21 protein-coding genes are annotated in these 23,163 nt (G+C 62.0%); 10 read left to right on the forward strand and 11 right to left on the reverse strand.

The genetic code is table 11. The features are described 5' to 3' along the window. Window positions 1–3 precede the first annotated feature (3 nt). A complete protein-coding gene (locus tag WKW79_RS32020; RefSeq protein ID WP_340339274.1) occupies window positions 4–1,878 on the reverse strand; it encodes a tannase/feruloyl esterase family alpha/beta hydrolase in 1,875 nt (624 codons plus the stop codon). A 307-nt stretch (window positions 1,879–2,185) separates the two neighbouring features. Between WKW79_RS32020 and WKW79_RS32025 the strand changes: the two genes are divergently transcribed. After that, entirely contained in the window at window positions 2,186–2,938 is a 753-nt protein-coding gene (locus WKW79_RS32025) for an AraC family transcriptional regulator (RefSeq protein WP_340339275.1), read from the forward strand. A gap of 104 nt (window positions 2,939–3,042) precedes the next feature. Here WKW79_RS32025 and WKW79_RS32030 read toward each other — a convergent pair whose 3' ends face one another. From WKW79_RS32030 to WKW79_RS32040, 3 genes are all read right to left on the reverse strand, one after another. Then, entirely contained in the window at window positions 3,043–3,912 is an 870-nt protein-coding gene (locus WKW79_RS32030; RefSeq protein WP_340339276.1) for an IclR family transcriptional regulator, read from the reverse strand. 75 nt (window positions 3,913–3,987) lie between these two features. After that, on the reverse strand, window positions 3,988–5,259 hold the full coding sequence (locus WKW79_RS32035; protein ID WP_340339277.1) for a CaiB/BaiF CoA transferase family protein: 1,272 nt from the start codon (window positions 5,257–5,259) through the stop codon (window positions 3,988–3,990). After that, window positions 5,193–6,029 carry an HTD2 family dehydratase gene (locus WKW79_RS32040; RefSeq protein WP_340339278.1) on the reverse strand — a complete coding sequence of 279 codons (837 nt, stop codon included), beginning with the start codon at window positions 6,027–6,029 and terminating at the stop codon, window positions 5,193–5,195. Before WKW79_RS32040 ends, WKW79_RS32035 begins: the two co-directional genes overlap by 67 nt. 194 nt (window positions 6,030–6,223) lie before the next feature. On the opposite strand from WKW79_RS32040, the gene WKW79_RS32045 reads away from it, so the two are divergent. The 9 genes from WKW79_RS32045 (at window position 6,224) to WKW79_RS32085 (ending at window position 14,951) form a co-directional block, all read left to right on the forward strand. Next, window positions 6,224–6,649 carry a VOC family protein gene (locus WKW79_RS32045; RefSeq protein ID WP_340339279.1) on the forward strand — a complete coding sequence of 142 codons (426 nt, stop codon included), beginning with the start codon at window positions 6,224–6,226 and terminating at the stop codon, window positions 6,647–6,649. A 33-nt stretch (window positions 6,650–6,682) separates the two neighbouring features. Then, window positions 6,683–7,744 carry a TRAP transporter substrate-binding protein gene (locus tag WKW79_RS32050; RefSeq protein ID WP_340339280.1) on the forward strand — a complete coding sequence of 354 codons (1,062 nt, stop codon included), beginning with the start codon at window positions 6,683–6,685 and terminating at the stop codon, window positions 7,742–7,744. A gap of 124 nt (window positions 7,745–7,868) precedes the next feature. Further along, entirely contained in the window at window positions 7,869–9,758 is a 1,890-nt protein-coding gene (locus tag WKW79_RS32055) for a TRAP transporter large permease (RefSeq protein WP_422823995.1), read from the forward strand. Window positions 9,759–9,763: 5 nt separating this feature from the next. Then, on the forward strand, window positions 9,764–10,693 hold the full coding sequence (locus WKW79_RS32060; protein ID WP_340339281.1) for an NAD-dependent epimerase/dehydratase family protein: 930 nt from the start codon (window positions 9,764–9,766) through the stop codon (window positions 10,691–10,693). A 12-nt stretch (window positions 10,694–10,705) separates the two neighbouring features. After that, window positions 10,706–11,476 (forward strand): SDR family NAD(P)-dependent oxidoreductase, encoded by a 771-nt coding sequence (locus WKW79_RS32065; RefSeq protein WP_340339282.1) that lies wholly within the window; start codon window positions 10,706–10,708, stop codon window positions 11,474–11,476. A gap of 18 nt (window positions 11,477–11,494) precedes the next feature. Further along, window positions 11,495–11,809 carry an antibiotic biosynthesis monooxygenase family protein gene (locus WKW79_RS32070; protein WP_340339283.1) on the forward strand — a complete coding sequence of 105 codons (315 nt, stop codon included), beginning with the start codon at window positions 11,495–11,497 and terminating at the stop codon, window positions 11,807–11,809. Between the two features lie 76 nt (window positions 11,810–11,885). Beyond that, entirely contained in the window at window positions 11,886–12,296 is a 411-nt protein-coding gene (locus tag WKW79_RS32075; protein WP_340339284.1) for a cupin domain-containing protein, read from the forward strand. A gap of 333 nt (window positions 12,297–12,629) precedes the next feature. Next, the gene (locus WKW79_RS32080; RefSeq protein ID WP_340339285.1) at window positions 12,630–13,961 is read left to right on the forward strand and encodes an NAD(P)/FAD-dependent oxidoreductase; all 1,332 of its coding nucleotides are present in this window, start codon (window positions 12,630–12,632) and stop codon (window positions 13,959–13,961) included. 18 nt (window positions 13,962–13,979) lie between these two features. Next, window positions 13,980–14,951: a LysR family transcriptional regulator gene (locus WKW79_RS32085; RefSeq protein WP_340339304.1), complete on the forward strand. Its 972-nt coding sequence runs from the start codon at window positions 13,980–13,982 to the stop codon at window positions 14,949–14,951. On the opposite strand, the gene WKW79_RS32090 is transcribed toward WKW79_RS32085, so the two are convergent. From WKW79_RS32090 to WKW79_RS32120, 7 genes are all read right to left on the reverse strand, one after another. Then, window positions 14,941–15,813, reverse strand: coding sequence for an NAD(P)-dependent oxidoreductase (locus WKW79_RS32090; protein ID WP_340339286.1), 873 nt, complete (start codon window positions 15,811–15,813; stop codon window positions 14,941–14,943). The two genes, WKW79_RS32085 and WKW79_RS32090, sit on opposite strands and share 11 nt — an antisense overlap. A 46-nt stretch (window positions 15,814–15,859) precedes the next feature. Then, the gene (locus WKW79_RS32095; RefSeq protein ID WP_340339287.1) at window positions 15,860–16,873 is read right to left on the reverse strand and encodes an XdhC family protein; all 1,014 of its coding nucleotides are present in this window, start codon (window positions 16,871–16,873) and stop codon (window positions 15,860–15,862) included. A gap of 147 nt (window positions 16,874–17,020) precedes the next feature. Continuing rightward, on the reverse strand, window positions 17,021–19,432 hold the full coding sequence (locus tag WKW79_RS32100; protein WP_340339288.1) for a xanthine dehydrogenase family protein molybdopterin-binding subunit: 2,412 nt from the start codon (window positions 19,430–19,432) through the stop codon (window positions 17,021–17,023). Further along, the gene (locus WKW79_RS32105; RefSeq protein WP_340339289.1) at window positions 19,432–19,980 is read right to left on the reverse strand and encodes a (2Fe-2S)-binding protein; all 549 of its coding nucleotides are present in this window, start codon (window positions 19,978–19,980) and stop codon (window positions 19,432–19,434) included. The genes WKW79_RS32100 and WKW79_RS32105 overlap by 1 nt, the downstream gene beginning before the upstream one ends. Further along, window positions 19,977–20,858, reverse strand: a complete 882-nt coding sequence (locus WKW79_RS32110; protein WP_340339290.1) for an FAD binding domain-containing protein — start codon at window positions 20,856–20,858, stop codon at window positions 19,977–19,979. Before WKW79_RS32110 ends, WKW79_RS32105 begins: the two co-directional genes overlap by 4 nt. Beyond that, window positions 20,855–22,264 (reverse strand): vWA domain-containing protein, encoded by a 1,410-nt coding sequence (locus tag WKW79_RS32115; protein WP_340339291.1) that lies wholly within the window; start codon window positions 22,262–22,264, stop codon window positions 20,855–20,857. Before WKW79_RS32115 ends, WKW79_RS32110 begins: the two co-directional genes overlap by 4 nt. Further along, window positions 22,246–23,130, reverse strand: coding sequence for an AAA family ATPase (locus WKW79_RS32120; protein WP_340339292.1), 885 nt, complete (start codon window positions 23,128–23,130; stop codon window positions 22,246–22,248). The genes WKW79_RS32115 and WKW79_RS32120 overlap by 19 nt, the downstream gene beginning before the upstream one ends. Between the last annotated feature and the right edge of the window lie 33 nt (window positions 23,131–23,163).

The following is a 23,163-nucleotide window of genomic DNA, read 5'->3' on the forward strand; positions in this document are numbered from 1 at the left end:
AGGTCACTTGCATGTGTAGCTCGCCGCCGCCGTCTGCGCACCGGCGCCGTCGTATACAGCCTTCAGCGGATAGATGCAGAGTGCCTGAGACACGTTGCCATTGGACGAAGTCACATCCACCCTGCCCGGTACCGTTGCGCTTTCGACCCATGCTTGCAGGGTCGTGAACATCTCGTCGCGCCCGATCGCCGATTGCGGCATCGGAATCGTGGGCCCACCGACCAGTGAGCCGTTGTGCTGCATGCCCGGGACAAGGTAGAAGCGGAAGAACGACTGGATCGCCGGGATGCCACCCATCCCTGCAGCGACACGGTTGTAGTAGTTGATCGACCCCTGCGGGGCAATCAGGTTGTCCGCAAGGCCGTGGTACAGCAGGATCTTGCCCTTGCGCGCGTTGAACGCGCTGAGGTCGGCGCTGTCGGTATTGATGTTGCTGAACGAAGGCTGGAGCAGGACGCCCTGGAACGCTGCATTCGTCAGGGCGGCGTAGGTCAGGGTGGTCCACTTGTTGGCGCCGTTGCCGGATGCATTCAGGAAGTTGGCCTGGGCGTACGTCGGATCCTGCAATTCAAGCGCGGTCAGGTCCGTCGCGATCGGGAACGGGTTGGCACCCACCAACGCGGCAAGGGAAGATCCGCGTGTCAACCCGAACCAGAGTTGATTGCTGCCCGTCAAGTACGGGCCTGCTGCATTGTCGAGGGCGGGATCGGGTGCGGTGCCATCTGCCGTCTGCCCATACCACATCTTGTTGAGCGCGGTGGCCTCCGCGAGGTTCGCGCAGCTTGTATCGGTACTGGTCCCAACGACGCCACCGTTGCCGGCCACACCGCTGCACAAGACGGCCGCATCCTTGGTCGGATCGTATCGGCATGAGAGCGGGTCGAGCACATAACCCAGCGTCGCACCGCCGCAGGCGTTGACCGCGGCCGTGCTGATGGCATTGATCTTGGCGGAACTCATCGTCGCGCCCAGGTCCTGCTTCATGACGATCTGCGGATAGAGCTCGCTCGTGATGAACTTGTTCCAGTTGATCGCCGGGGCGCCGACCGTGATGCCGTCATAGTCGTTCGGAAAGACCTGCGCAAGCTTCAGGCCCTGACGCCCGCCCGTGGAATAGCCGTCCCAATAGGCGTAGCGTTGTGTCTTGCCGTAATAGGCCTGTACCAGCGCCTTGGTCTTCTCCGCCGTTTCATGCAAGCTTCTCTCGGCAAAGTCGCGCCACAGCACCGTGTTGATGGACCCGTCAGGGTTCATCGCGAACGAGCCGTTGCCGCCGACGTGGCCATTGTCCGAAGTCGAAACCGCGAAGCCCTTGCCGACTGCGGCGGCAAGGATGTTCAGCCCGTCACCGGTGGCGATCGACGTCAGGCTCGTCTCCGCCGAGCCGGACCAGCCGCCATTGCCGAATGAGCGGATCCGCTCATTCCAGTTGGCAGTTGTGGGCAACAGGATCTGGATGCCGATACCTGCTGAAGTCGATGGCGCTCCTGCGGGGCCGGGGTTGCCGGGACCCACCAGGAGCTTCACCAGGCACAGGTCCGCCGGCGCCTTCGGCGTGTTGGCCGTAGCGGTGCCCGACAGAAGCAATGATTCGTTGGCCTTGAAAGCCTGCACCAGCAAGACCGATGTATTGGCATCGGGCTTGAATCCGGTCTTCAGGCTGTCGTCGCACTTCAGGAGCGCGACCGGCGCGGGAGCCGGCGCCGGTGCAGGCGCCGGAGCGGGTGCCGGCAACGGAAAGTATCCGCCGCCCCCACCTCCTCCACAACCAGCGATCAGCGCTGCGGCGCCCACTGCGCCGAGGGTGAGAGAAAGAGATCGCCGCATCGGGGCATCTTTGTGGGGAGTGGGTTTAGGGGCTCGTTCAAGGGTCGGCATGGCTGTTGGCTCCAGTTTTTTAAGAATCGCGGCAGATGAACAATCGTTCACCTGCTGACTCGCACCTTAGGATTTCAGCGCTGTTCGCGCTTTCAGGAACCCGTCGCGATCTATCAGAATCTTGCTGACCTCGGGAAAACCATGAACTGTTGTGCATCCCATTCGGAACAATCATGCGTGCATGGATTGCCTGGATCTGGACGACCTCCCCCATTCGAACGACCCAACCGAGGTTTTGGCGTCATCCCCTGCCTCCTCGTCGTGCCTCCCGGTGGTTGTCACAGGAATCCCTTGCGAGGCGGAGCTCATGGACGACTTCCATCCGGTCGCCCGGATCTTCGTGGCCCATGAAGGACGGGGGCGCCGTTGGTACCGGCAAGGCGGCGAGACGCTGCAAATGCGCACCGAGCCGGGAATGATCGAGATCTACGAGAAAGGCTTGGCCTTTGACCATTGCCGGTGGTCAGGCGAAGCTGGTCGGTGCGTGCTCGTCGAATTTGCGGACACGGATGTGCAGTCCATGACGTACGGGGATATGCCGCGGCTTGCACTGCGCACCCGGCACGAGATGTTCGACAGCCGCATCAGCCATACAGTCTTCGCCCTTGCCGGCGAAGCGCTTGCCGGCCATCCTAATGGCCGCTTGTATGCGCAGGGCTTGTCGGTTGCGCTTCTGGGGTTGATGAGCGGGAGCTACGCGGCACCTGCACCGCGGCTCGGAGTGTCTTCCGGCCGTCTTGGTGCTGTGCAGCAGCGACTGCTGCTGGATGTCATCCATGCCGAATTGGGTGCAGACCTTTCGCTGAAGCGCCTCGCGGACGAAGTCGGCCTCAGCCCTTTCCACTTCGCGAGGACCTTCAAGGCGACGTTTGGACTGACGCCCCACGCGTACGTGCAGGACTACCGGATCAAGGCAGCGATCAAGTCACTCCAGACGGATCACGCGAGATCGATCGCCGACATCGCGATTGCATTCGGATTTGCAAGCCAGTCGCACATGACCGAGCTCATGCGGCGGAAGATTGGCGCGACGCCACGTGAAGTTCGGCAGCGGGCCTAGGCGCGGATCAGAATCTGCCCAGTGACCGTGCCATCGCTGTTCGCAAGCGCAATGATCCGCCGGTAGATCCGGCGCCGGCGCTGGCATGTTTGGAGCGGTGCCAACTATCGTCCGCCGGAACGTGAGGACCGCTTGGGAGCGCTCAACTTCTCCGGGACATTCGCCCGGTTCAATCCGACCATGCCGCCGATCCGCGCTGAAAGCGTCCGTGCCGCCTCACCAAGCGCCAAGGTCACTTCGGGGATCGACTTGCGCTCGACCTGATCGAGCCTTTCGGCATAGGGCACAGTGAGGGCGGCAATCGCATGCCCTTGCGTGTCCAGAATTGGAAAGCTCACCGCGTAGAGGCCGCGGACCTGCACACTCGGAATGGATTCGTAACCCGTCGATCGAACCGAATCGAGGATGCTGTCGATCTGCGGGTCGGCCTGGTCCGGCCGCCGCGCCAAGGACTCTTCGACCCGCAATGCGCGGGTTTCGTCGTCCTGGAACGCCACGAGGACGCGACCCGAAGCCGAAATCAGCACATCGATCTCCGCGCCCGCGCGAATTGCAAAGCCCATGCCGCTGGGCGTATCGACCTTGAACAGCACCACCTGCTTGCCCTGTCCGTACACCGTCAAATGGCAGGACTGATCCAGCTCGCTGGCCAGTCGCTGCATCAGCGGCGCGGCCTCCTGCAGAAGGCGTTGTGTCGGCGAATTGATGTGCGCCAGCTCGAAGAGCTTGGTCGTGATCGCATAGGTGTTTTCGTCGACCAGCGTCACGTAGTTGCGATTGACGAGGCACGCCACCATCCGGTAGATCTCACCCGTGGTGCGCCCTACGCGCTGCGCGATGTCCTTCTGCGAAAGCGGCTGATCGCTGCGGCACAGCACCTCGAGAATGTCGAGCCCCTTTTCCAACGCCGGCGCCGAGTAGGACCGACCCTCTGCTTCCGCCACCGTGGTGACTTCGTTCACATCATCTTTCATCGTGTGCTCCGTTGCTCCGCGCAACCACCGCATTTTGACGGCTTTCGATTTCCGGGACGCGATCACGCAGACCGTTCAGTTCTGCGGCGTCGCCTGCGCCGCTCCGTCGGAGAGCAATGCACCGATGGCGTCGGCGTCATAGCCAAGTTCGGCCAGCAGGCCTCGGGTGTCCGCGCCGCGCGGCTGCGCTGGCGAGCGGCGTGCCGGGTAGGCATCCTCGAAGCGAATGGACGACCTGATCGCCGCCGTCCGGCCCTCCGTCGGGTGCTCCTCGAAATCGATCAACCCCACTGCTTCGAGGTGCGGATCTCGCGGCAACGAATCCAGCGTGTGACAGGGCTGCACGGCAATGTCCGCCGCGCGAAGTATCTGAAGCCATTGCTCGGTGGTCCGACTCGTCAGCGGAGCACCCCGGATCTCGAACCACTGTGCAACGTTCTTGGCGCGCGCGGCAACGCTCGAAAAGCGCGGGTCGTCGAGCAGTTCCTGACGATCGGTTGCCTTCAGAAACGCGCGCACCTGCGGATCGGTGTTGATGGTGAACGAGATCCATCCGTCCGCAGTCTGGATGGGCTTGTTATGTGGGCTCAAGAGGCGGAGGTCGCCGGGCGGTCCGACCGGCGGATCGAAGCTCTGCTGCGCCAAGTGTTCCTGGAGCACAAAGGCGGCCATCGTCTCGAACATGGGCACTTCGATGCTGCAGCCAGCACCACTTGACTTGCGCTCGACGACCGCTGCGAGGATTGCGCCCGCGGCGATCTCGCCAGCCACGTGGTCGCAGATCAACAGAGGCACATAGGCTGGTGCGCCATCGCGGGCCAGCATCAAGCCGGCCATGCCCGTGGCGCCTTGGACCACGCTGTCATAGGTGGGCAAGCCCGAGTACGGGCCGTCGGTGCCATAGCCCGTGATCAGGCAGTAGATCTTGTCAGGATGCCGGGCGCGCACGGTCGCTGCATCGAGACCCAGTCGCTCGAGCGCCTGTGGACGCATGTTGGCCACAATCACGTCAGCTGATGCGATGAGCTTCTCGATGGCTTCGCGCGCACCCTTCTTCTTTAGGTCGAGGCAGATGTTGCGCTTGCCGCGGTTGAAGTGAAGGTATGCGCCCGAATGCTGGCCGGTGGGCGACAGTCCGCCCAGGCCACGCATCAGGTCGCCTTCAGGACTCTCGACCTTCACGACCTCTGCGCCGTATTGGCTCAAACGCCAGGTACACACCGGGCCAACGACAACGCTGGTCAAGTCCAGGACGCGCACGCCCTTCAGGGGTTCGAAGCTCATTGGGGATCTACCTCCATATCGACGGCCAATCGGTTGCGATCGTCGAAGGCCCTGAGCCGCCAACGTTCGCCGACACGATCGGCAGCCAGCGTGACTGGTCGATCGCAGAAAAGCGGTGCGAGGTGGCGCACCTTGATTGCAGCGGGAATCACATCGAGGTCGAGGCGCAGGAACTCGGTGAGCAGCAGCGTCGCCAAGCCACCGTTGACCACGAGATCGGGGAATCCCTCCTGCTCACGCGCGAAGTCCCGGTCGATGTGAATCTTGTGCGAGTTGAAGCCGAGCGCCGAATACTGGAAAAGCAGCGTTTCGTCCGGCGTGAGCGTCTTCACGTGCCCTGCCTGGACCGGCTCCAGGGCCGCTGCATTCGTTTCGCCAATGGCCTTATTCGCGGCGGACAGCAGCAGGTAAGTCTGGGTCTCGATCAGCGCAGGCTCGGTTATCTCGGAGATCCGCAGTTCATGCAGCAGCGTCACGATGGCCATCGGTCCTGACGCATTCGGCTTGTGGACCACGCTTTGCACAGCACTGCTTCGCAGCACCGTGGCCCCGATCGGAATGTCGCTGATGAAGGTGACGGAACGGCCACCGAGCATCAGACGAGGAAGTCCGAAGTCCGGCATCGGCACGCCCAAGCCCGGAAACCCATCGCTGCGCAGGTCCGAGCGGCGTGTATCGGCACCCATCAACAGGAACTGCCACCCGCGCGGCAACGATGCGCCCGGCAAAAGTTTCGCGGGGTCGAGGTCCAGCATCGCGGCGACGCGCCGTGTGCCAGACAGTCCGCATACCTCTTCGCGGACGACCGCTTCAGTCTCGTTTGTCTCAAGCATGACGTTCTCACCAATGCATATGTTTGTTCATGGGTGAAGTTTAGATGCATCCTTTTGGCTTGAAAACGCCAAATCGCCGTCCTAGGTGTTTACACCTATGCATGCTTGACTTCACCAGTGAATCGCCTAAAGTCCATTCCACACTGCAATTTCAGTGTCCCTTCGGCCTCTATACATCAGACAAAGGACCCGTCATGAACTTCAAGTTCCACCACATGAACCTGTGCACCGATAGCCTGCCGCGGCTCACAAAGTTCTATCAAACGCTGTTTGACCTCGGCACGATCCGCGACGAGGAGCACTCCCGCGTGAACGCTGAAAGCACCACGACCGGCTACAACGGCAAGGTCGATTTCCTGACCGATGGCGACATCGAATTCCATTGGGCCGAACGTGACCTGGACACCGGCTTCAAGATGAAGCAGATCGTCAACCCGATGGCACGCGGCCACTTCTGCTTCCGCACGGATGACATCAAGGGCTTCATGCGCCGGTGTGACGAGCTCGGCCTGCGTTATTCGGACTACGGGCGCTGGGCTATCGCTGGCTGGCATCAGGTGTTCCTGCAAGACCCGGACGGCAACGTGATCGAAGTGCACCAACCCAACGTGTTCAACTGACCTCCGATCTCGAAAATCCTCAGGAGACACACCGTGAAAACCAAGACCTCTTTCGTCAGCTCCAATCTTTCAGCACCATCCATGACCGGACGTCGAGACATCCTCAAGCAACTCGCATCCGTGGCCGCCACCGCCCTGGTGCCCGGTGCTGTCACGGCGCAAGCCGCTGGCAAGTTCAATCTCAAGATCGCGATTTCGCTGCCGGACAGCCATCCCACGCCTGTCGCATTGAAGGCAGCGTGCGCGGAGATCCTGAAAGAGTCCGGCGGCCGCCTGACGATCGAGGTCTATTCGAATGGCCAACTCGGGAGCGACACTGACACGCTCTCCCAAGTCCGCTCCGGCGCCATCGACTTCATCTGCACGGCCGGCCAGATCTATGCCAACCTGATTCCGGCGGCCGGGCTCAGCTCCATGCCGTTTGCCTTTTCCGACTATCCGACGGTCTGGAAGGCAATGGACGGTGAGCTCGGTACGTACATCCGCGGGACCTTCGACAAGGCGAACCTCGTGCCCGTGGGCAAGTTCTATGACCACGGCTTCCGTCAGATCACCAACTCGGCCAAGCCGATTACGGCTCCGAAGGATCTCGTCGGGATGAAGATCAGGGTGCCTGCAACGGCGTTCCAGACCTCGCTGTTCAAGGGCCTGGAGGCATCGCCGACGACTGTCCCGATCGGCGAGCTCTACACGGCGTTGCAGACGAAGGTTGTCGATGGCCAGGAAAACGCTCTTCCAACCATTGATTCTGCAAAGCTCTACGAGGTGCAGAAGTTCCTCACCTACACCTCGCACACCTGGGAATACTTCGCGCTGATCGGCAACAAGCGCAACTGGGCAGCACTTCCTGAAGACCTCCGGACGCTGGCGACGCGCGTGTTCGACGCCAATGCACTCAAGCAGCGCACCGCGCACGACGCACTGACCGGCACGCTCGAAACAAAGCTCAAGAGCGCCGGCATGCAGTTCAACAAGGTGGACGGCAAGCCGTTCCGCGACACCCTTGTCAGGACGGGCTTCTACACCGACTGGCAGAAGAAGTTCGGCCCCGAAGGCTGGGCCATTCTCGAAAAGTACAGCGGCAAGCTGGCCTGACACCAAGCAGCGCCGCCAGGGTTTTCCATCCTGTCGTTCCACCCGGGCTCATGGCGGCCAGGGCGGGTTGGCGGGAGCGTGCCCAAACGCGCATCTGACAACTCGAAATACTGGAGACGAATCCGTGGATCCAACCAACACCTCCGTGAGCCCGCACGCGGCGCTCGCGCACTCGGATAGCGCGTGGAAGCGAGCGGTCTACCAGGCCGATCGCGTCCTCGCTTTTGTCACCGAGGTGCCCGCCGCCCTGCTGGTTTTGATCGAGATCCTGGTTCTGTTTTCAGGGGTTGTAAGCCGCTACGCCCTTCATCAGCCCTTGACGTGGTCCGACGAGCTTGCAGGGATCCTGTTTCTCTGGCTGGCCATGCTCGGCGCGGTCATCGCACTGCGCCGCTCCGCTCACATGCGTATGACGGCACTGGTCGACATTGCATCTCCCGGTACGCGCGCGTTCTTGGACCTTTTCGCAGTGGTCGCGGCTGCCGCATTCCTCCTTTTGGTAGCTCATCCCGCCTACGACTTCGCAAGCGAGGAAGCCATCGTTACCACGCCATCGCTTGGCATCTCGAGTGCCTGGCGCGCCGCTGCATTGCCCTGCGGCGTGATCCTGATGTGCGTTGCTGCAGCCATCAAACTGGCCGCAGTGACGGATGGCAAGCGACTCGCGATGGCGGTGGGCCTCACCTTGGCTGTCGGCGCCGCCCTCTACTTCATCAGCCCGGCCTTCGCGAACATCGGGAACTTCAATCTGCTGATCTTCTTCGTCGTGATCGTCGGGCTGCTCGTCCTGTCGGGCGTACCGATCGCATTCGCATTCGGCCTCGCCACCTTCGGGTACATCGCGCTGACCACGACCAAGCCGGTGAACGTCATCGTCGGGCGCATGGACGAAGGCATGTCCCACCTGGTGCTCCTGGCCGTGCCGCTGTTCGTGTTTTTGGGCGTGATCCTGGAACTCAGCGGCATGGCAAAGGCCATGGTCCGATTTCTGGCGTCTCTGCTTGGGCACGTTCGCGGCGGGCTGTCCTATGTGCTGATCGGCGGTATGTATCTGGTCTCCGGTATTTCAGGCTCCAAGGCCGCCGACATGGCCGCACTCGCACCCGTGCTCTTCCCGGAGATGCGCAAGCGTGGAGAAAAAGACGGTGAAATGGTGGCCCTGCTTGCCGCGACCGGCGCGCAAACCGAGACCATTCCGCCCAGCATTGTCTTGATCACGATCGGCTCGGTCACGGGCATTTCGATCGCAGCGCTTTTCGCGGGCGGTCTCGTTCCGGCTCTGGTGCTCGCCGTCCTGCTGTGCGCGGTGGTGTGGTGGCGCGTCCGCAAAGTCGATGTGTCCCACATCGTGCGAGCCACCCGGCAAGAGATCTGGAAGTCCCTGATCTTTGCACTGCCCGCGCTGGCCCTTCCTTTCATCATTCGGGCCGCTGTTGTTGAAGGCGTGGCAACAGCCACCGAAGTCTCGACGATCGGCATTGCCTATGCCATCGTGGCAGGCCTTTTGGTTTATCGCCAGCTCGACATGCGGAAGCTCTGGCCTGCTTTGGTGGACACCGCGGCGCTGTCGGGTGCAATCTTGCTCATCATCGGAACGGCAACCGGGATGGCGTGGGCGTTGACGCAATCCGGCTTCTCGCGTCAGTTGGCTGAAGCAATGACTCAACTTCCAGGTGGCACGGCAGGCTTCCTGGCGGTCTCGATCCTTGCATTCATCATCCTTGGCAGCGTGCTCGAGGGGATCCCTGCCATTGTCGTCTTCGGCCCCCTCCTCTTCCCGATCGCAAAGCAGTTCGGAGTCAACGATGTCCACTACTCGATGGTGGTGGTGCTTGCGATGGGCATCGGCCTGTTTGCCCCGCCATTCGGGGTGGGCTACTACTCGGCTTGCGCGATTGCCCGCGTCAGCCCGAGCGCCGGTATGAAACCGATCATGGGCTACATGCTGGCCCTGCTGGTGGGAACGGTGATCGTTGCCGCGGTGCCCTGGCTGTCGACGGGCTTTCTGAAGTAGACGTCATGCAAACCATATTTCTGACCGGCGCCACCGGATACATCGGCGGCACGATCGCGTCGAAGCTTGCCGAAAACGGCTATCGGGTACGAGGCCTAGTGCGCAGCGCCGAGAGCGCAGCGCTCCTCGCACAGCGCGGTATCGAACCCGTTCTTGGCGGGCTGGACGACGTCGAACTGCTTGTGAGCGAAGCACGCGCCGCGGACGGCGTGATCAACACCGCCAGCGCTGACCATGCCGGTGCCATTCATGCATTGCTGGTCGGTCTCGAGGGATCGTCGAAAGTGCTGGTGCATACCAGTGGATCCAGCGTGGTGGGCGACGACGTGCGCGGCAGCCGTCGCTCGGACGCGGTCTTCGATGAAGACACGCCATTCGTAGTAGCTCCTGGCAAGCAAGCCCGCCGCGAGTTGGACCTCTTGATCCTCGGAGCGGCATCGCGCGGTGTGCGTTCGGTGGTCATCTGCCCCAGCCTCATCTACGGCGTCGGCAGCGGGATGAACCGAAACAGCGTGCAGATCCCAACCCTTGTCACCAACGCTCTGGAACAGGGCATCGTCCAAACGGTCGGACCCGGGTTGAATGTCTGGTCCAACGTGCACATCAGCGACGTTGCCGACCTGTACCTGCTGGCCATCGCCAACGCGCCCGCTGGCTCGTTCTACTTCGCGGAGAACGGCGAAGCGTCGTTCGGCGAGATCGGCGAAGCGATTGCCAGGCGCCTTGGTCTCGGTCCCTCCCAAGCCTTGCCGCCAGACATCGCGGTCGCGCGTTGGGGCCAGGCCAAGGCGTACTTTTCGCTAGGCAGCAACAGCCGGGTCCGCGCAGTGCGCGCGCGCCAGCAACTCGCTTGGTCGCCACGGCATGCATCCGTGACCGACTGGATCCTGAACGACATGCCCGTCGACGCTCCGTCGACAACCCCAACCCCATGAATTGAGAATCCCATGCTACTTAAAGACAAAGTGTGTGTTGTTGCCGGCGCTGCCTCGCTGCGCAGCATCGGATACGCCACGGCCGAACTGTTCGCTGAGCACGGCGCGAAGGTCGTCGTGGTCGACCTGTCGATGACCGACCAGGTTCTGGCCGACATCAAGGCATCCATCGAGAAGCACCTTGGGCACAGCGCCTCGGTGCACGGATTGAGGTGTGACATCAGCAGCGCGTCAGACTGCGAGCGGCTCATGAAGGATGTCGTGTCGCTGCACGGAACAATCGATTGCCTGGTGAATTCCGCGGCGGTGGTCCAGTCTCACTCGATGCTCGACATCGGAGAAAAGGAACTCGACCTCATGATGAACGTCAATCTGAAAGGCGCCTTCCACCTTTGCCAAAGCGCCTTGAGGGTCTTCCAGCCTCGCAGCTCTGGTGTGATCGTCAATGTCGCCTCGGTCGCAGCGCAGCGCGGTGGCGGACTGGTCGGCAGCGCGCACTATGCGGCCTCAAAGGGCGGCGTCCTGAGCTTGACCCGAAGCATTGCGCGCGAGTTCGGTCCACTGGGCATTCGAGCCAACGTCATCTGCCCATCGATGACTGAGACCGGCATGGTGGATGGCATGTCCGACGCCAAGCATCAGGAAATCGTGTCTGGAATTCCGCTGCGTCGAGCGGCCAAGCCGCGCGAAATCGCGGGAGCCTGCCTGTTCCTCGCATCCGAGCTGTCGGCCTACGTCACCGGGGCCACCCTCGATGTCAACGGCGGCAGCCATATCCACTGACCGTCAAGGAAGACCTAAATGATCCTGGAAGTTGCCGACATTCGCATCAAGCCTGGGCAGCAGGCGTCGTTCGAAACGGCGGTTCAGTTCGGGCTGGACACTGTCATCGCCAAATCGAAAGGGTTCAGGAGCTACCAAGTGCGCCACAGCATCGAGTCTTCTGACCGGTATGTGCTCATGCTTGAGTGGGACACACTGGAGGATCACACCATCGGGTTCCGCGGTTCGCCGGCGTTTGCTGAATGGCGAAGCATCGTTGCCGACTTCTTTGCACAACCCCCTTTCACTGAACATTTCAACCTCGCTTTCAAATCGGCAGCGAACGTCGGATGAACTGCAACACAACGACACCCCTTCCCCGCGGTCGTCGTTACTCGCGCTCAATCTTCACCCTCGAAGAAAGAAATTCATGACCCAGCAATCTCATTTCCTTCCGTTTGACACCTTGCAGCAGGTGCCGCGCGGCAACGGCATTGTCAACTACCTCATCGCCACCCGAAAAGTGGGCGCGAGCGCGATGCATACCGGCATCTCAAAGCTGCCAGTAGGAATCTCTGCGCCTCGACACTCTCACAACAGCGAGGAGCAGGTGACCGTGCTGGAGGGCACCGTCAAGATCAAACTGGGGGACCGCGAAGCGATCTGTCAGCGCTTCGACTCCACGTTCATCTCCGCGGGTGTCGAGCACGAACTTGTGAACGTTGGCACGGATACGGCCTACGTCCTGGTCGTTTATGGGTCGCCGGACGTCAACCGCACTTTTGCGACAACAGGTGAAACGGTAGGCATTGGCTCAGAAGGCGATCGGTTCCTCGGATAGGCACATGCGGTCGCCAGACTCCGCAGCTTTCCAGCTGACTCACCTCTCAGGTGGTGACATCGGCTGGGCTAACCGAAAACGCCGAGTTGCGCGCTCCCATGCGGCGCTACGTCGGAGCTACGGCCGGGCCACCAAGCAGGGCTGGCTTGGCCAGAACGCGGGCCGCGGCTTCTACCTTGGCTTTCCGAGTCACCGTGGTGCGCATGCAGTCGGATTACCGAATGTCCCGGAAGGTCTCTTCACAACGAAAGCTTCGCTGTTCTGGAATCCCGCGCCGCAGCAGGAGCAGTTGGCGGCAGACGGCATGGAATTCTCAAAGGTTGAGCACGAAACATGAACTCGAGCAAAGCCAGCGAAGCCATTCATCGCATTGTCGTTATTGGAGGTGGTGCTGGTGGACTCGAACTTGTCACCAGGCTTGGCAACAAGTTGGGGCGCAAGGGTCGTGCGCACATCACCTTGATCGACAAGGCCCGAACCCATTTTTGGAAGCCACACTTGCACGAGATCGCAGCTGGCAGCATCGACGTCAACATTCACGCAACCAGCTATTTGGCACAGTCGCACTGGCACGGATTCCGCTACGGGATTGGCGAGATGGTCGGCCTCGATCGAGTGAAGAAGGAAGTTCAAGTTGCGCCCGTGCATGATGACGAGGGTGTCCCGATCACACCGGCGTACACGAGGGCATACGACACGCTGGTCATTGCGACGGGCAGCCAGACCAACGATTTCGGGACGCCCGGAGTTGCGGAGCACGCCATTGCGCTCGAAACGCCAAAGCATGCGGAGCGATTTCACAGTCGTCTAGTCAATGCCTGCATTCGAGCCCACGTCCAGGGAACCGATGACGATCCGCAACAGGTCAACGTGGCCATCATCGGCGCAGGTGCGACTGGTGTCGAACTGGCGGCCGAACTTCACAGGGCAATGCGGACTCTGGTGTCGTATGGGCTGGACAGAATCGACCCTGAACGCGACATCCGAATTCATCTGATCGAAGCCGGGCCGCGGATCCTCCCTGCGCTTTCTGAGCGCATTGCCAACGCAGCGGCCCAGTTGCTTGGCCGCCTCGGAATACAGGTCCGCAGCGGTACGCGCGTCACCGGGGTGACCGCCGAAGGTGTTCAACTCGCCAACGGTGAATTCCTTCCAGCGCAGTTGGTCGTCTGGGCCGCAGGCGTAAAGGCCGCGGAGTGGATGCGAGGGCTTGCGGGGCTCGAGACCAACCACCTCAATCAACTCGTTGTCCATCCGACACTTCAGACGACGCGCGACCCTTCGATCTTTGCGCTTGGCGACTGCGCCGCGGCCCCATGGCTTGGCAGGGAGGGCAATGTTCCCCCGCGCGCGCAGGCCGCCCATCAACAGGCGTCGCACGTTGCAAGTCAGATCAGGCGTCAGCAGCTTGGACAGCCGTTGCGGCCGTGGCAGTACCGTGACTTTGGCTCGCTGGTGTCACTTGGTGAGCACCGGACAGTCGGCAACCTGATGGGGGGACTGATCGGAGGCAATCTTTGGGTTGAAGGCCTGTTTGCCCGCGCGATGTACGTGTCGCTCTACAAGATGCATGAAGTCGCCGTACACGGTGTCTGGAAGACGGCGCTTGGAACCGCGTCCCGAGCGTTGACTCGCAGCAAAGAGCCGAGAGTGAAGCTTCATTGACCACGCATGGAGATGACTGTGGACCGTTGGACAGAAATGGAACTGCTGGTGCAGACTGCTGAGTTGGGCAGCTTGTCGCGCGCTGCCGAGGCGTTGGGGTTATCAAACCCGGCTGCCAGCAGGCACTTGGTGGCGCTGGAAGAGCGCCTTGGTGCGCGGCTGATTCAGCGCAGCACACGACGACTGACCCTCACTGAAGTGGGTGAGAATTTCTACCGTAGTTGCAAGAGCGTGATGGCCGACTTGAATGACGCGGAGGCCACCGCGAGCGCTACCGCGCTGAATCCTACTGGCACGCTACGCGTCACTGCATCGCTCTCGTTCTCCGTTCATCACATCGCCCCGCTGCTGCGCGAGTACACCAACCGGTACCCCAATGTCACGGTGCACGTTGAGGCGGCCAACCGCTATTACGACCTGATCGACAACAACATCGACGTCGCGATCCGCACGCGTGAGTACGAGAACGACTCGAACATCACGATTCGCCGGCTCGCGACCACGCGTCGCATCCTGGCCGCGTCGCCTGGCTATCTCAACGCATTTGGCATGCCGCGCAGTGTCGAGGAATTGGAGCAGCGGCCGATGCTGCTCTACACCTATAGCAACAACCCGAACGACCTCGTCTTCCATCGGGGTGGCGAGACCCGAAGCGTCAAGATCAAGGGCCTGCTCGAGTCGAACGACGGCCAAGTCTTGCGCACTGCCGCGCTCGACGGATTGGGCATCGTGGTACAGCCCAAGTACATCCTCTACGATGACTTGGTCTCAGGCCGGTTGGTGTCGGTGCTCGACGAGTGGAACCTGCCCCAGCTGAGCATCAACCTGGCCTTTCAGAGCCGGCGCCATATGTCAGCGAAGGTCCGCACCTTCATCGACTTTCTGGTCGTGCATTTCGAGCAAATGAACTATGACCGCAAGTGGACCAGTTTCGACCACCCAATGACAGAGCGATTGGCGACCGCAGAAGCAGAAACCACTACGCAGTAGCGATGCCGGCGCCGCGTGCTGCGGCACGGATGACTGCGGCGTAGTCGAGCTCGGCATCGCCCTGAGCGGCAGCAGCGTGCAGCATCTGGCCGACACTGGCAGTCAGCGTCAGTGGCACATGGAATTGCGCGCCGGCTTCGAGAATCAGCCCTACGTCCTTCTGCATTTGCTCGACGGTAAAAGTAGGCGTGTAGTCGCGTTCGCGCAGTTGCGCCGCCTTGGCCTTGACGATGGGCGAGCCGACCGCGCTGGCGCCGATTACATCCCACATCTGGCGCCAGTCGAGGCCGCCTTTCTCGCCCAGGATCAGGGCTTCCGACAGCATGCCGGTGGTGGCGGCAATCATCAGGTTGACGATCAGCTTCATGAGTCGCGCCTCGTCGCCGCCGCCAACGTAGAACTGTGTAGGCCCGAAAGTCTGCAGCAATGGCTTCACGCGCGCATAAGCGTCCGCAGGACCGGAGGCCATCACCGTCAGCTGCGCCACTTCGGCCATCTTGTTGTTGCCTGACACGGTGGCACGCACGTGCGCGACTTTGTTGATGGCACACGCGGCTGCCGCCTTGGCACTGGCCTGTAGCGAAACGGTGCTGGTGTCGACGTAGACGGTCCCGGCTCCCGCATACCGCGCAACCTCATCTGCGACCGCGAGCAAAGCCGCATCGTTCGGCAGCGAGGACACCACCACCTCTGCTTCGGCGACGGCGATTTGCAGCGAGTCCTTCAACGTCAGGCCAGCATTGATGGCTCCAGCCTGCGCAGGTTCGTTGCGGTCATAGACCGACAGGATGTGACCAGCGGCCGCGAGATGGCGCGCCATTGGCAGACCCATCTTTCCAACTCCGATCATTGCGATATTCACGTTGCACCTCTTTGTTCGTGTGTCTTCGAGAATGGTGGCTTGAGTGTCAGACCGTACAGCCGGCTTCGACGCCTGGCGCCTTGGTGACCACCTGCACGGGCTCAGGAATCACGTAGCCGTAGCGCGTTGCGGTGAGTTGAGCAAGGATGCTGACTGCGATCTCGGGTGGCGTACGGGCTCCGTTCTTGATGCCTACCGGCCCGTGCAGGCGTTCGAGTTGCTCCTCCGTGACGCCGAAATACTCTTTCAGCCGCTGTTTGCGTTTGGCCTGATTCGCGCGCGAGCCGATCGCACCAACATAGAACGCCGGGCTGCACAGCGCCTCCAACAGCGCGAGGTCGTCGAGCTTCGGGTCGTGGGTGAGAGCAATGACAGCGGTGTGACCGTCCGGCCGCTGATCGGCAACAACGTCGTCAGGCATCCCGCGCACGAGCCGAGCGCCTTCGATGCAGAAGCCCTCGGCGTACTCGTCGCGCGGATCGCAGACGATGACTTCGTAGTCCAAGGTACGCGCCATTGTTGCGATGTACTCGGTCATCTGCCCTGCTCCGATCAGCAGCAGCCGCCAACGCGGCCCGTGCGTTGTCGCAAGCGTCGTCTCGGTGAGTTGGAGCACGTCACCCTCGCCAGCGCCCGACGCTTTCAACATGGCCTCGCCTGTGTGCAAGCGCAGTTCGCGCCGTACGAGCTCACCGCGCGCAAGACGCTCGACGAGTTCGGCCAACCTTGACTGCTCGCCGATCGGTTCGAGCACGAGTTCCAGTGTGCCGCCACAGGGCAGGCCGAAGCGCGCCGCTTCCTCTGCGCCGACGCCATAGCGCACGATCTCGGGCTTCGCGATTCCAAGCGCCCCGTGCCGAACCTTTTCGATCAAGTCGTCTTCAATGCAGCCGCCCGAGACCGATCCGACGATCCGCCCGTCGCCGCGCACAGCCACAACCGACCCGATCGGCCGGGGCGCGGAGCCCCACGTGCGAGTGATCGTGCCCAGCACCACGCGATGGTCATCTTCGCGCCATGCGAGCACCTGCTTGAGAACACTTAGATCGACGTTGTCCATGGGGGCCGTTTCAGGGAAGAAAGCGCCTACCGGCGCGGTGCCGCGTTTCGAACTGCCTAGCGCGTTCCGGGCGATTGCCGTTAGCCCACGCGTGTGCAGCATGCACTGCACCAATCGCGTGGACTCACGACCATCCGGACGTCGCCTTCAGCGCTCTGCGATCAGGTTGAGAACCCGTTCCGGCGTCAACGGAAGGTAGGTCGCACGCTTTGCACCGAGCGGCGCGAGCGCGTCGTCGACTGCGCTGGCGATGGCGCCCGGCGCATGCATCCGGCCGCCTTCGCCACCACCTTTCATACCGTAGGGCGTGAAGGGCGACGGTGTTTCGTGATGACCGAGGCGCACCTCCGGCACCTCCATGGCTGACGGGATCAGGTAGTCCATCAGAGACGAACTCTGAATCTGGCCCTCCTCGTCGTAGACGTACTCTTCGAGCAGCGTTTGGCCGACGCCTTGGGCCAGTCCGCCGATCACGTGACCATCGAGCGAGCGCGGGTTCACGACGGTACCGCAATCGTGCACGGCCACATAGTCGAGGAAACTGATCGCGCCGGTCTGCACGTCCACTTCCACCACGGCGATATGCGCCGCGTGCGCCATCATCGGGTAATAGACACCCAGATCGCTGCGGTCGGCAGTCGGGAGCGTCGTGTACGGATGGTCGAACACCATGTCGGCCTCGAAGCCACTGTCGATGTCGTCTGGCAACTGGTGCTTGAACAAGCGCGGCATGATGGCGATCTCCGCCAGGCCCAACCGCTTGCCAGCATCGCCCTTTACCTGAACGCCGCCGTTGACGTACTCGAGGTCGTTCTCGCTGATCTCCATCATGTGCGCAGCGACCTTCAATGCCTTCGCCCGTATCTTCGCAGCGGCTCCTTGAACGGCACCGGAGATCATCACGGTAAATCGACTTCCACCCGGGCCACTGGCCGGAAGTCCCTTGGCCGTTCCCGCGTAGCTGAAGCTCACGTCATCCGGGTTGACGCCGAGTTCCTCTCCCAGCACCTGAGCCACCACCGTCTCGGGACTGTTGCCCCAGAACGCGGTGGAATAGAGCGTCGCCGATACGGCACCGAGTGCATCGACGCTGAGCGAGATGCTCTCGGGAACGCTCGACACGCCCATGGCCGGACTGCGGCGGAAGAACCACCACTCGTTCGCGGCGTAGACGCTGCGCTCCTGGCAGGTCGTCACACCGATACCGATGTAGCGACCTTCAGCTCTGCCCTTCGTCTGCTCGGCACGCCAATGATCAAGCTTGCCAAGGCCGAGTGCCTCCCGCAAAACCCCTTCGTAGTCGCCGGAGTCATAGACGTTCCCCCCCGGAATTTTGAAGGGGAACTGCGATGGCTGGATGAAGTTGCTACGCCGGAGTTCGATCCGGTCGAAGCCGTGCTCCCGAACCGCCTTGTCGACGATGCGCTCCATCGCGAAGTTATGAACCTCGGAGCCAAATCCCCGATACGCGCCCTGCTGGCATTTGTTGCTGAGCACACCGCGGGCCCGGTACGAAACCGCCTTAATGTTGTACGGGCCGATCACCTGTGACATCGCGTTGCCGTGTGTGCCGAGGCCGAATTGGAAGTACGCGCCGTAGTCATCGATGATGTCGAACTTGATCGCACGGAACTCGCCTTCCTTCGTCATCGCCAACTCGATCTCGTACTCGCGCTCGGAACCGTGGTGGTCACAGCTGACTGCGTGATCGAGTCGGTCTTCGACGTACTTGACCGGCTTGCCGAGGAACTTCGAGCACATGCCCGCCGTGATGGCCACCCGCACTGCCCAGAACTTCGCACCAAAGCTGCCCCCGGCTGGCATCGGTATCAAGTCCAGCTTGTTGCTCTGCACCTTCAGAGTCCCCGCAACGAGGAATGCGAAGTTGGTGAGCGCAACCGAATTGGAGTTGATTGTCAACATCCCGGTGGCTGTGTTGAAGTTGGCGACCGCGCCCACCGTTTCCAGCGGCTGTGCCGATGTCCGGCCCCAGCGAATGGTCTCGCGCACCACGATGTCGGCGCGGGCGAACTCGCCATCGACGTCACCAAATGACAGCGTGCTGTCCAGCGCCACGTTGGATTCCATCTTCTCGTGGAGCAACGCCGACCCTGGAAGCATCGCGGCCCGGGCATTCGGAACCACGGGCAGCGGCTCGTACTCGACGTCGACCAGTTCCCGCGCATCCTCGGCGATGTAACGGCTCCGGGCGACGACCACCGCCACTCCCTCGCCGACAAACCTGACCTTCTCGTCGGCCAGGACGCGCCATTTGTGCAGGTTGGGCTCCGGGTTGAAGTCCGGCATGAAATCGCAGAGCTCCGCGGCCTGCTTGCCCGTAATGACGGCGACCACACCGTCAAGTTCGAGCGCGCGCGACGTGTCGAAGCTCAAGATGCGAGCGTGGGCCACAGGGCTGCGCACGACGGCGACGTGCAGCATGTTCGGAAGGTCGAGGTCGTCGACGTAGCCTCCTTGCCCCATGAGGAACTTGCGGTCCTCAACTTTCGGAATGGATCGCCCGATCCATTGCAGTTGCTTCATACCTTGCATGCTCATCACTGTGTCTCCTTTGCTGCATTGCGCAGCTCCGAAGCCGGAACGCCGGCCTTCGCAGACCATTCTTCGCCGCGCAGTCTGCCGGCTGCTTCCATCACCGAATCAACGATGTGCTGATAGCCAGTGCATCTGCAAAGATTGCTCGCGATCGCCTCGCGAGCCTCCTCGCGCGTCGGATTGGAATTCGTCTCCAGGAACTCCGTTACGCGCATCAGCATGCCGGGTGTGCAGAAGCCGCACTGAAGACCGTTGCAGCGCCAGAACGCCTCCTGAACCGGATGGAGTGCCGTTCCATTGGCCAGCCCTTCCACGGTGTCGACTCGACTGCCGTCGACCTGCACAGCAAGCGTGATGCACGAGCGCGCGGACTTGCCATCGATCCGGACGGTGCACGCGCCGCAAACGCCATGCTCGCAGCCGGTGTGTACCCCGACGAGGCCCAGGTCTCGGCGCAGGACATCGCAAAGAAGCGATCGACTCTCGACGCTGACTGCCTGCTTCGTGCCGTTCACCACCAGGATGATGTCGTGCTTTTCAGATTGGCTCACTTTGGTTCTCCTCCATTTGCACGCGCGACGGCGGTGCTGATGACCCTTGCCGCATAGACGCGGCCGATGTTTGCGCGGTAGGCTGCGGACCCGTGCATGTCCTCGCTGCATTCGACGCCCTCGAGCGCTGCGGCTGCCGCCTTTTCGATGACTTCCGGCGTTGGTATCTTGCCGAGCAGGAACTGTTCGGCCTGCGAAGCACGCAGCGGCTGGCTTGCGAGGCCGAAGAGGCTGACCGCCGCGCGACGCACCGCCCCGCCGGCGTCCAGTTCGATGATGCTCACGGCTCCGGCAACGGCGAAGTTGCCATGCGTTCGTGCAAACTCTGCGATTGCATAACCCGCCGACTTCGGGATCGCAGGAAACTTGACCGCTGTGACCATTTCGGAGGGTCCCACTGCCGTCATGAACGGACCAAAGTAGAACTCGGTTGCAGGTACCTGGCGTTGGCCAGACGACCCCGCGATCGTGAACAACGCATCAAGCGCCACTGCAACGGCTGGAAGCTCGGAATGGGGATCGCCATGCGCGAGGTTTCCGCAAACCGTGCCACGATGACGGATTGTCTCGTGAGCGACAAGCTTCAGCGCTTCAGGCAGGAGCGGACACACACGCCTGGCGACCTCGCTGCCTTCCACTTCGGAATGGCGCGCCGCCGCACCGACCACGACACCGTCAGCTTGTTCTTCCACCCGATCCAGATCGGGGATGCGCGTGATGTCGATCAGATGCGTGGGCCGAGCGAGCCGCAGGTTCATCATGGGAATGAGACTCTGTCCTCCGGCCAGTATTCGCGCGCCGTCGCCGTGCTCATCCAGCGCGGCGACAGCGTCTCCGACAGAACTGGCGCGCACATATTCGAACTTGGGTGGCTTCATCTTCTGCTTCCTCTGTGGGGTGTTGTTGATGGATGGACAGGCACTTGCTTGCTGCGTACACCCGGCGCCTGACTCGGAACATGAACAGGTGTCATTTGTCTCCTCTGTGCTGCGGTTGAATGATCAGGTGACGTCCTGCGATTGCCCAACCGACGCGTGGCTTCGCTGATGGCCGCAACGACGTCCTCAAGGGCTCTGTAGGTGTGGCCCGGCACGAAGGTGTCGACATAAGGAAGCGCGGCAGCCATGCCACCCACCAACGGCTGGTAGCCCTCGGCTGCCTTGCGCGGATTGATCCAGATGATGTGATGCGCCAGTCGCGACAGTTCGTGCATGGAACTCTCGACCAGCCGGACGTCCTGCGTCTCCCAGCCGTCGGAGACGATGACCACCACCGCGCCGCGTGCAACCCCGCGTCGACCATGCTGATCCACGAAGTCGGCGAGTGCCCGCCCGATACGAGTTCCTCCGGCCCAATCCGGGGCGATCTCCAAGGCGCGCTGGTAGGCGGCGCTCGGGTGTTGACTGCCGAGAACCTTCGTCAGTCGGGTGAGCCTGGTCGCGAAGACGAACGCTTCAGCTTTGAGCGCCTGCACCGCGCCCCGCATCAGGTGCAGGTAGAGCCTGGCAAAGGACTCCATCGATCCGGAAACATCTGCGATCAGCACCACCCTTCGTGCTCGCATGACACGCTCGTTCCGGACCAAGATCAAGGGCTCCCCAGCCGTTCGGCAAGACAGTTGGATCGTGGCACGCACATCGACTCCGCGGCCCTTGCGGCCACTGCGCGTACGCGACGTGCAACGAAGCGGAGGCATGACGCGAAGCTGTTCGACTGCACGCGCCAGCATGGCCAGTTCAGCGGGAGTGCAAGCCGCGAAATCCTTTACTGCCAGACGCTCTTCGGCGCTCATCCTCAGCACGGCATCTGTGGGAATGTCCTCACCAGAGGACTCGCCGGAGGGATCGCCGGCTGCGGCGGCCGCTTCGGTGAGCAAGTCGTCCGGTTGAAGCGCTGGGTCTGATTGGGATGCGCCAGACATGGCGTCCCCGGTTTCGGAAGACCCGGCATCACCATCGCTGGCGGACTCCTCCGGCTTGTTCGTCGTGACCTCGTCGGGGCGACGCTCGTCGTCCAGCGTCTGCGCGTATGTGGATGCTTCCATGAAGCACTGCTGGAAGACCCTGTCGAATGCGGCTACCTGCTCGCGTGCTGTGAGGAGGGTCACGCGCCCGATCCAGTAAAGCTTCTCGACCGTATCGGGCTCCGCAAGAGCAATCGCATTGGCAAAGCGCGCGCTGCGATCGGGGTCAACAGGAACGCCTGCGGCATGCAGACGGTGCCCGAAGGCGCCAATCAGTCGCCCGAACAAATCGTTCGCTGCGCTCAGCTTCCGGCGATCCATGCGAGACCTCGATCGCGTGCGACGTCTTGATCCTCCCGGTACTTCAGGACAGATGCGAGCGTCTGATGGGTGGTTTCGGCGGTCAGGAGCGAGATGCCGAGAAGCTGCGCAGCACGCGCCCAGTCGATGGCCTCTGCCAAGCCGGGCGGCTTTTGGACGTCCAACTCACGCAGGCGCTGTACGGCGTTGGCTATCTGCCCCGCCAGCACGGGTGGCGCCTCCGGCACGCGACGCCGAACGATCCGGGTGGTGAGATCCACGTCCGGATAGTCGATCCAGTGGTAGAGGCAACGGCGCTTGAGTGCGTCGTGCAGATCCCGCGTCCGATTCGACGTGAGTATCACCACGGGAGGTACAACTGCCCGAATGGTGCCGAGTTCGGGAATGGTGATAGCTGCCTCAGCCAGCATCTCGAGAAGGAATGCCTCGAACTCTTCGTCGGCACGATCAACTTCATCGATGAGGAGCACCGCCGGCGTGGGGCCCGGGTGCTCCAGCGCCTGCAGCAGAGGGCGTCGGAAGAGATACTCTCGCGAGAACAGGGAATGCCCATCCAGCGAATCGCCGCGCGACTCTGCGAGCCGAATATCAAGCAGCTGGCGGGGATAGTTCCATTCGTAGAGGGCTTGACTGGCGGTGATGCCTTCGAAACACTGGAGGCGGATCAACGGTGACCCCAAGGTGGCGGCGAGCGACTTGGCAGCCTGTGTCTTGCCAACGCCCGCTTCGCCTTCCAGCAGCAGCGCTTGGGGCAACCGCACGGCGCAAAACAGCGCTGCAGCGAGGCCTTGTGCGGCGAAATAATCACGCGCTTCCAGCCGATCGCTGAGGGTCCTCACATCCGGAACGAGTTGTGCGACGGTCACGCCAGTTCTGCCTTCCTCTTGTGATGCAGTTGA

Source organism: Variovorax robiniae, from assembly GCF_037889955.1.
GTDB classification, from domain to species: Bacteria; Pseudomonadota; Gammaproteobacteria; order Burkholderiales; family Burkholderiaceae_C; genus Variovorax; species Variovorax robiniae.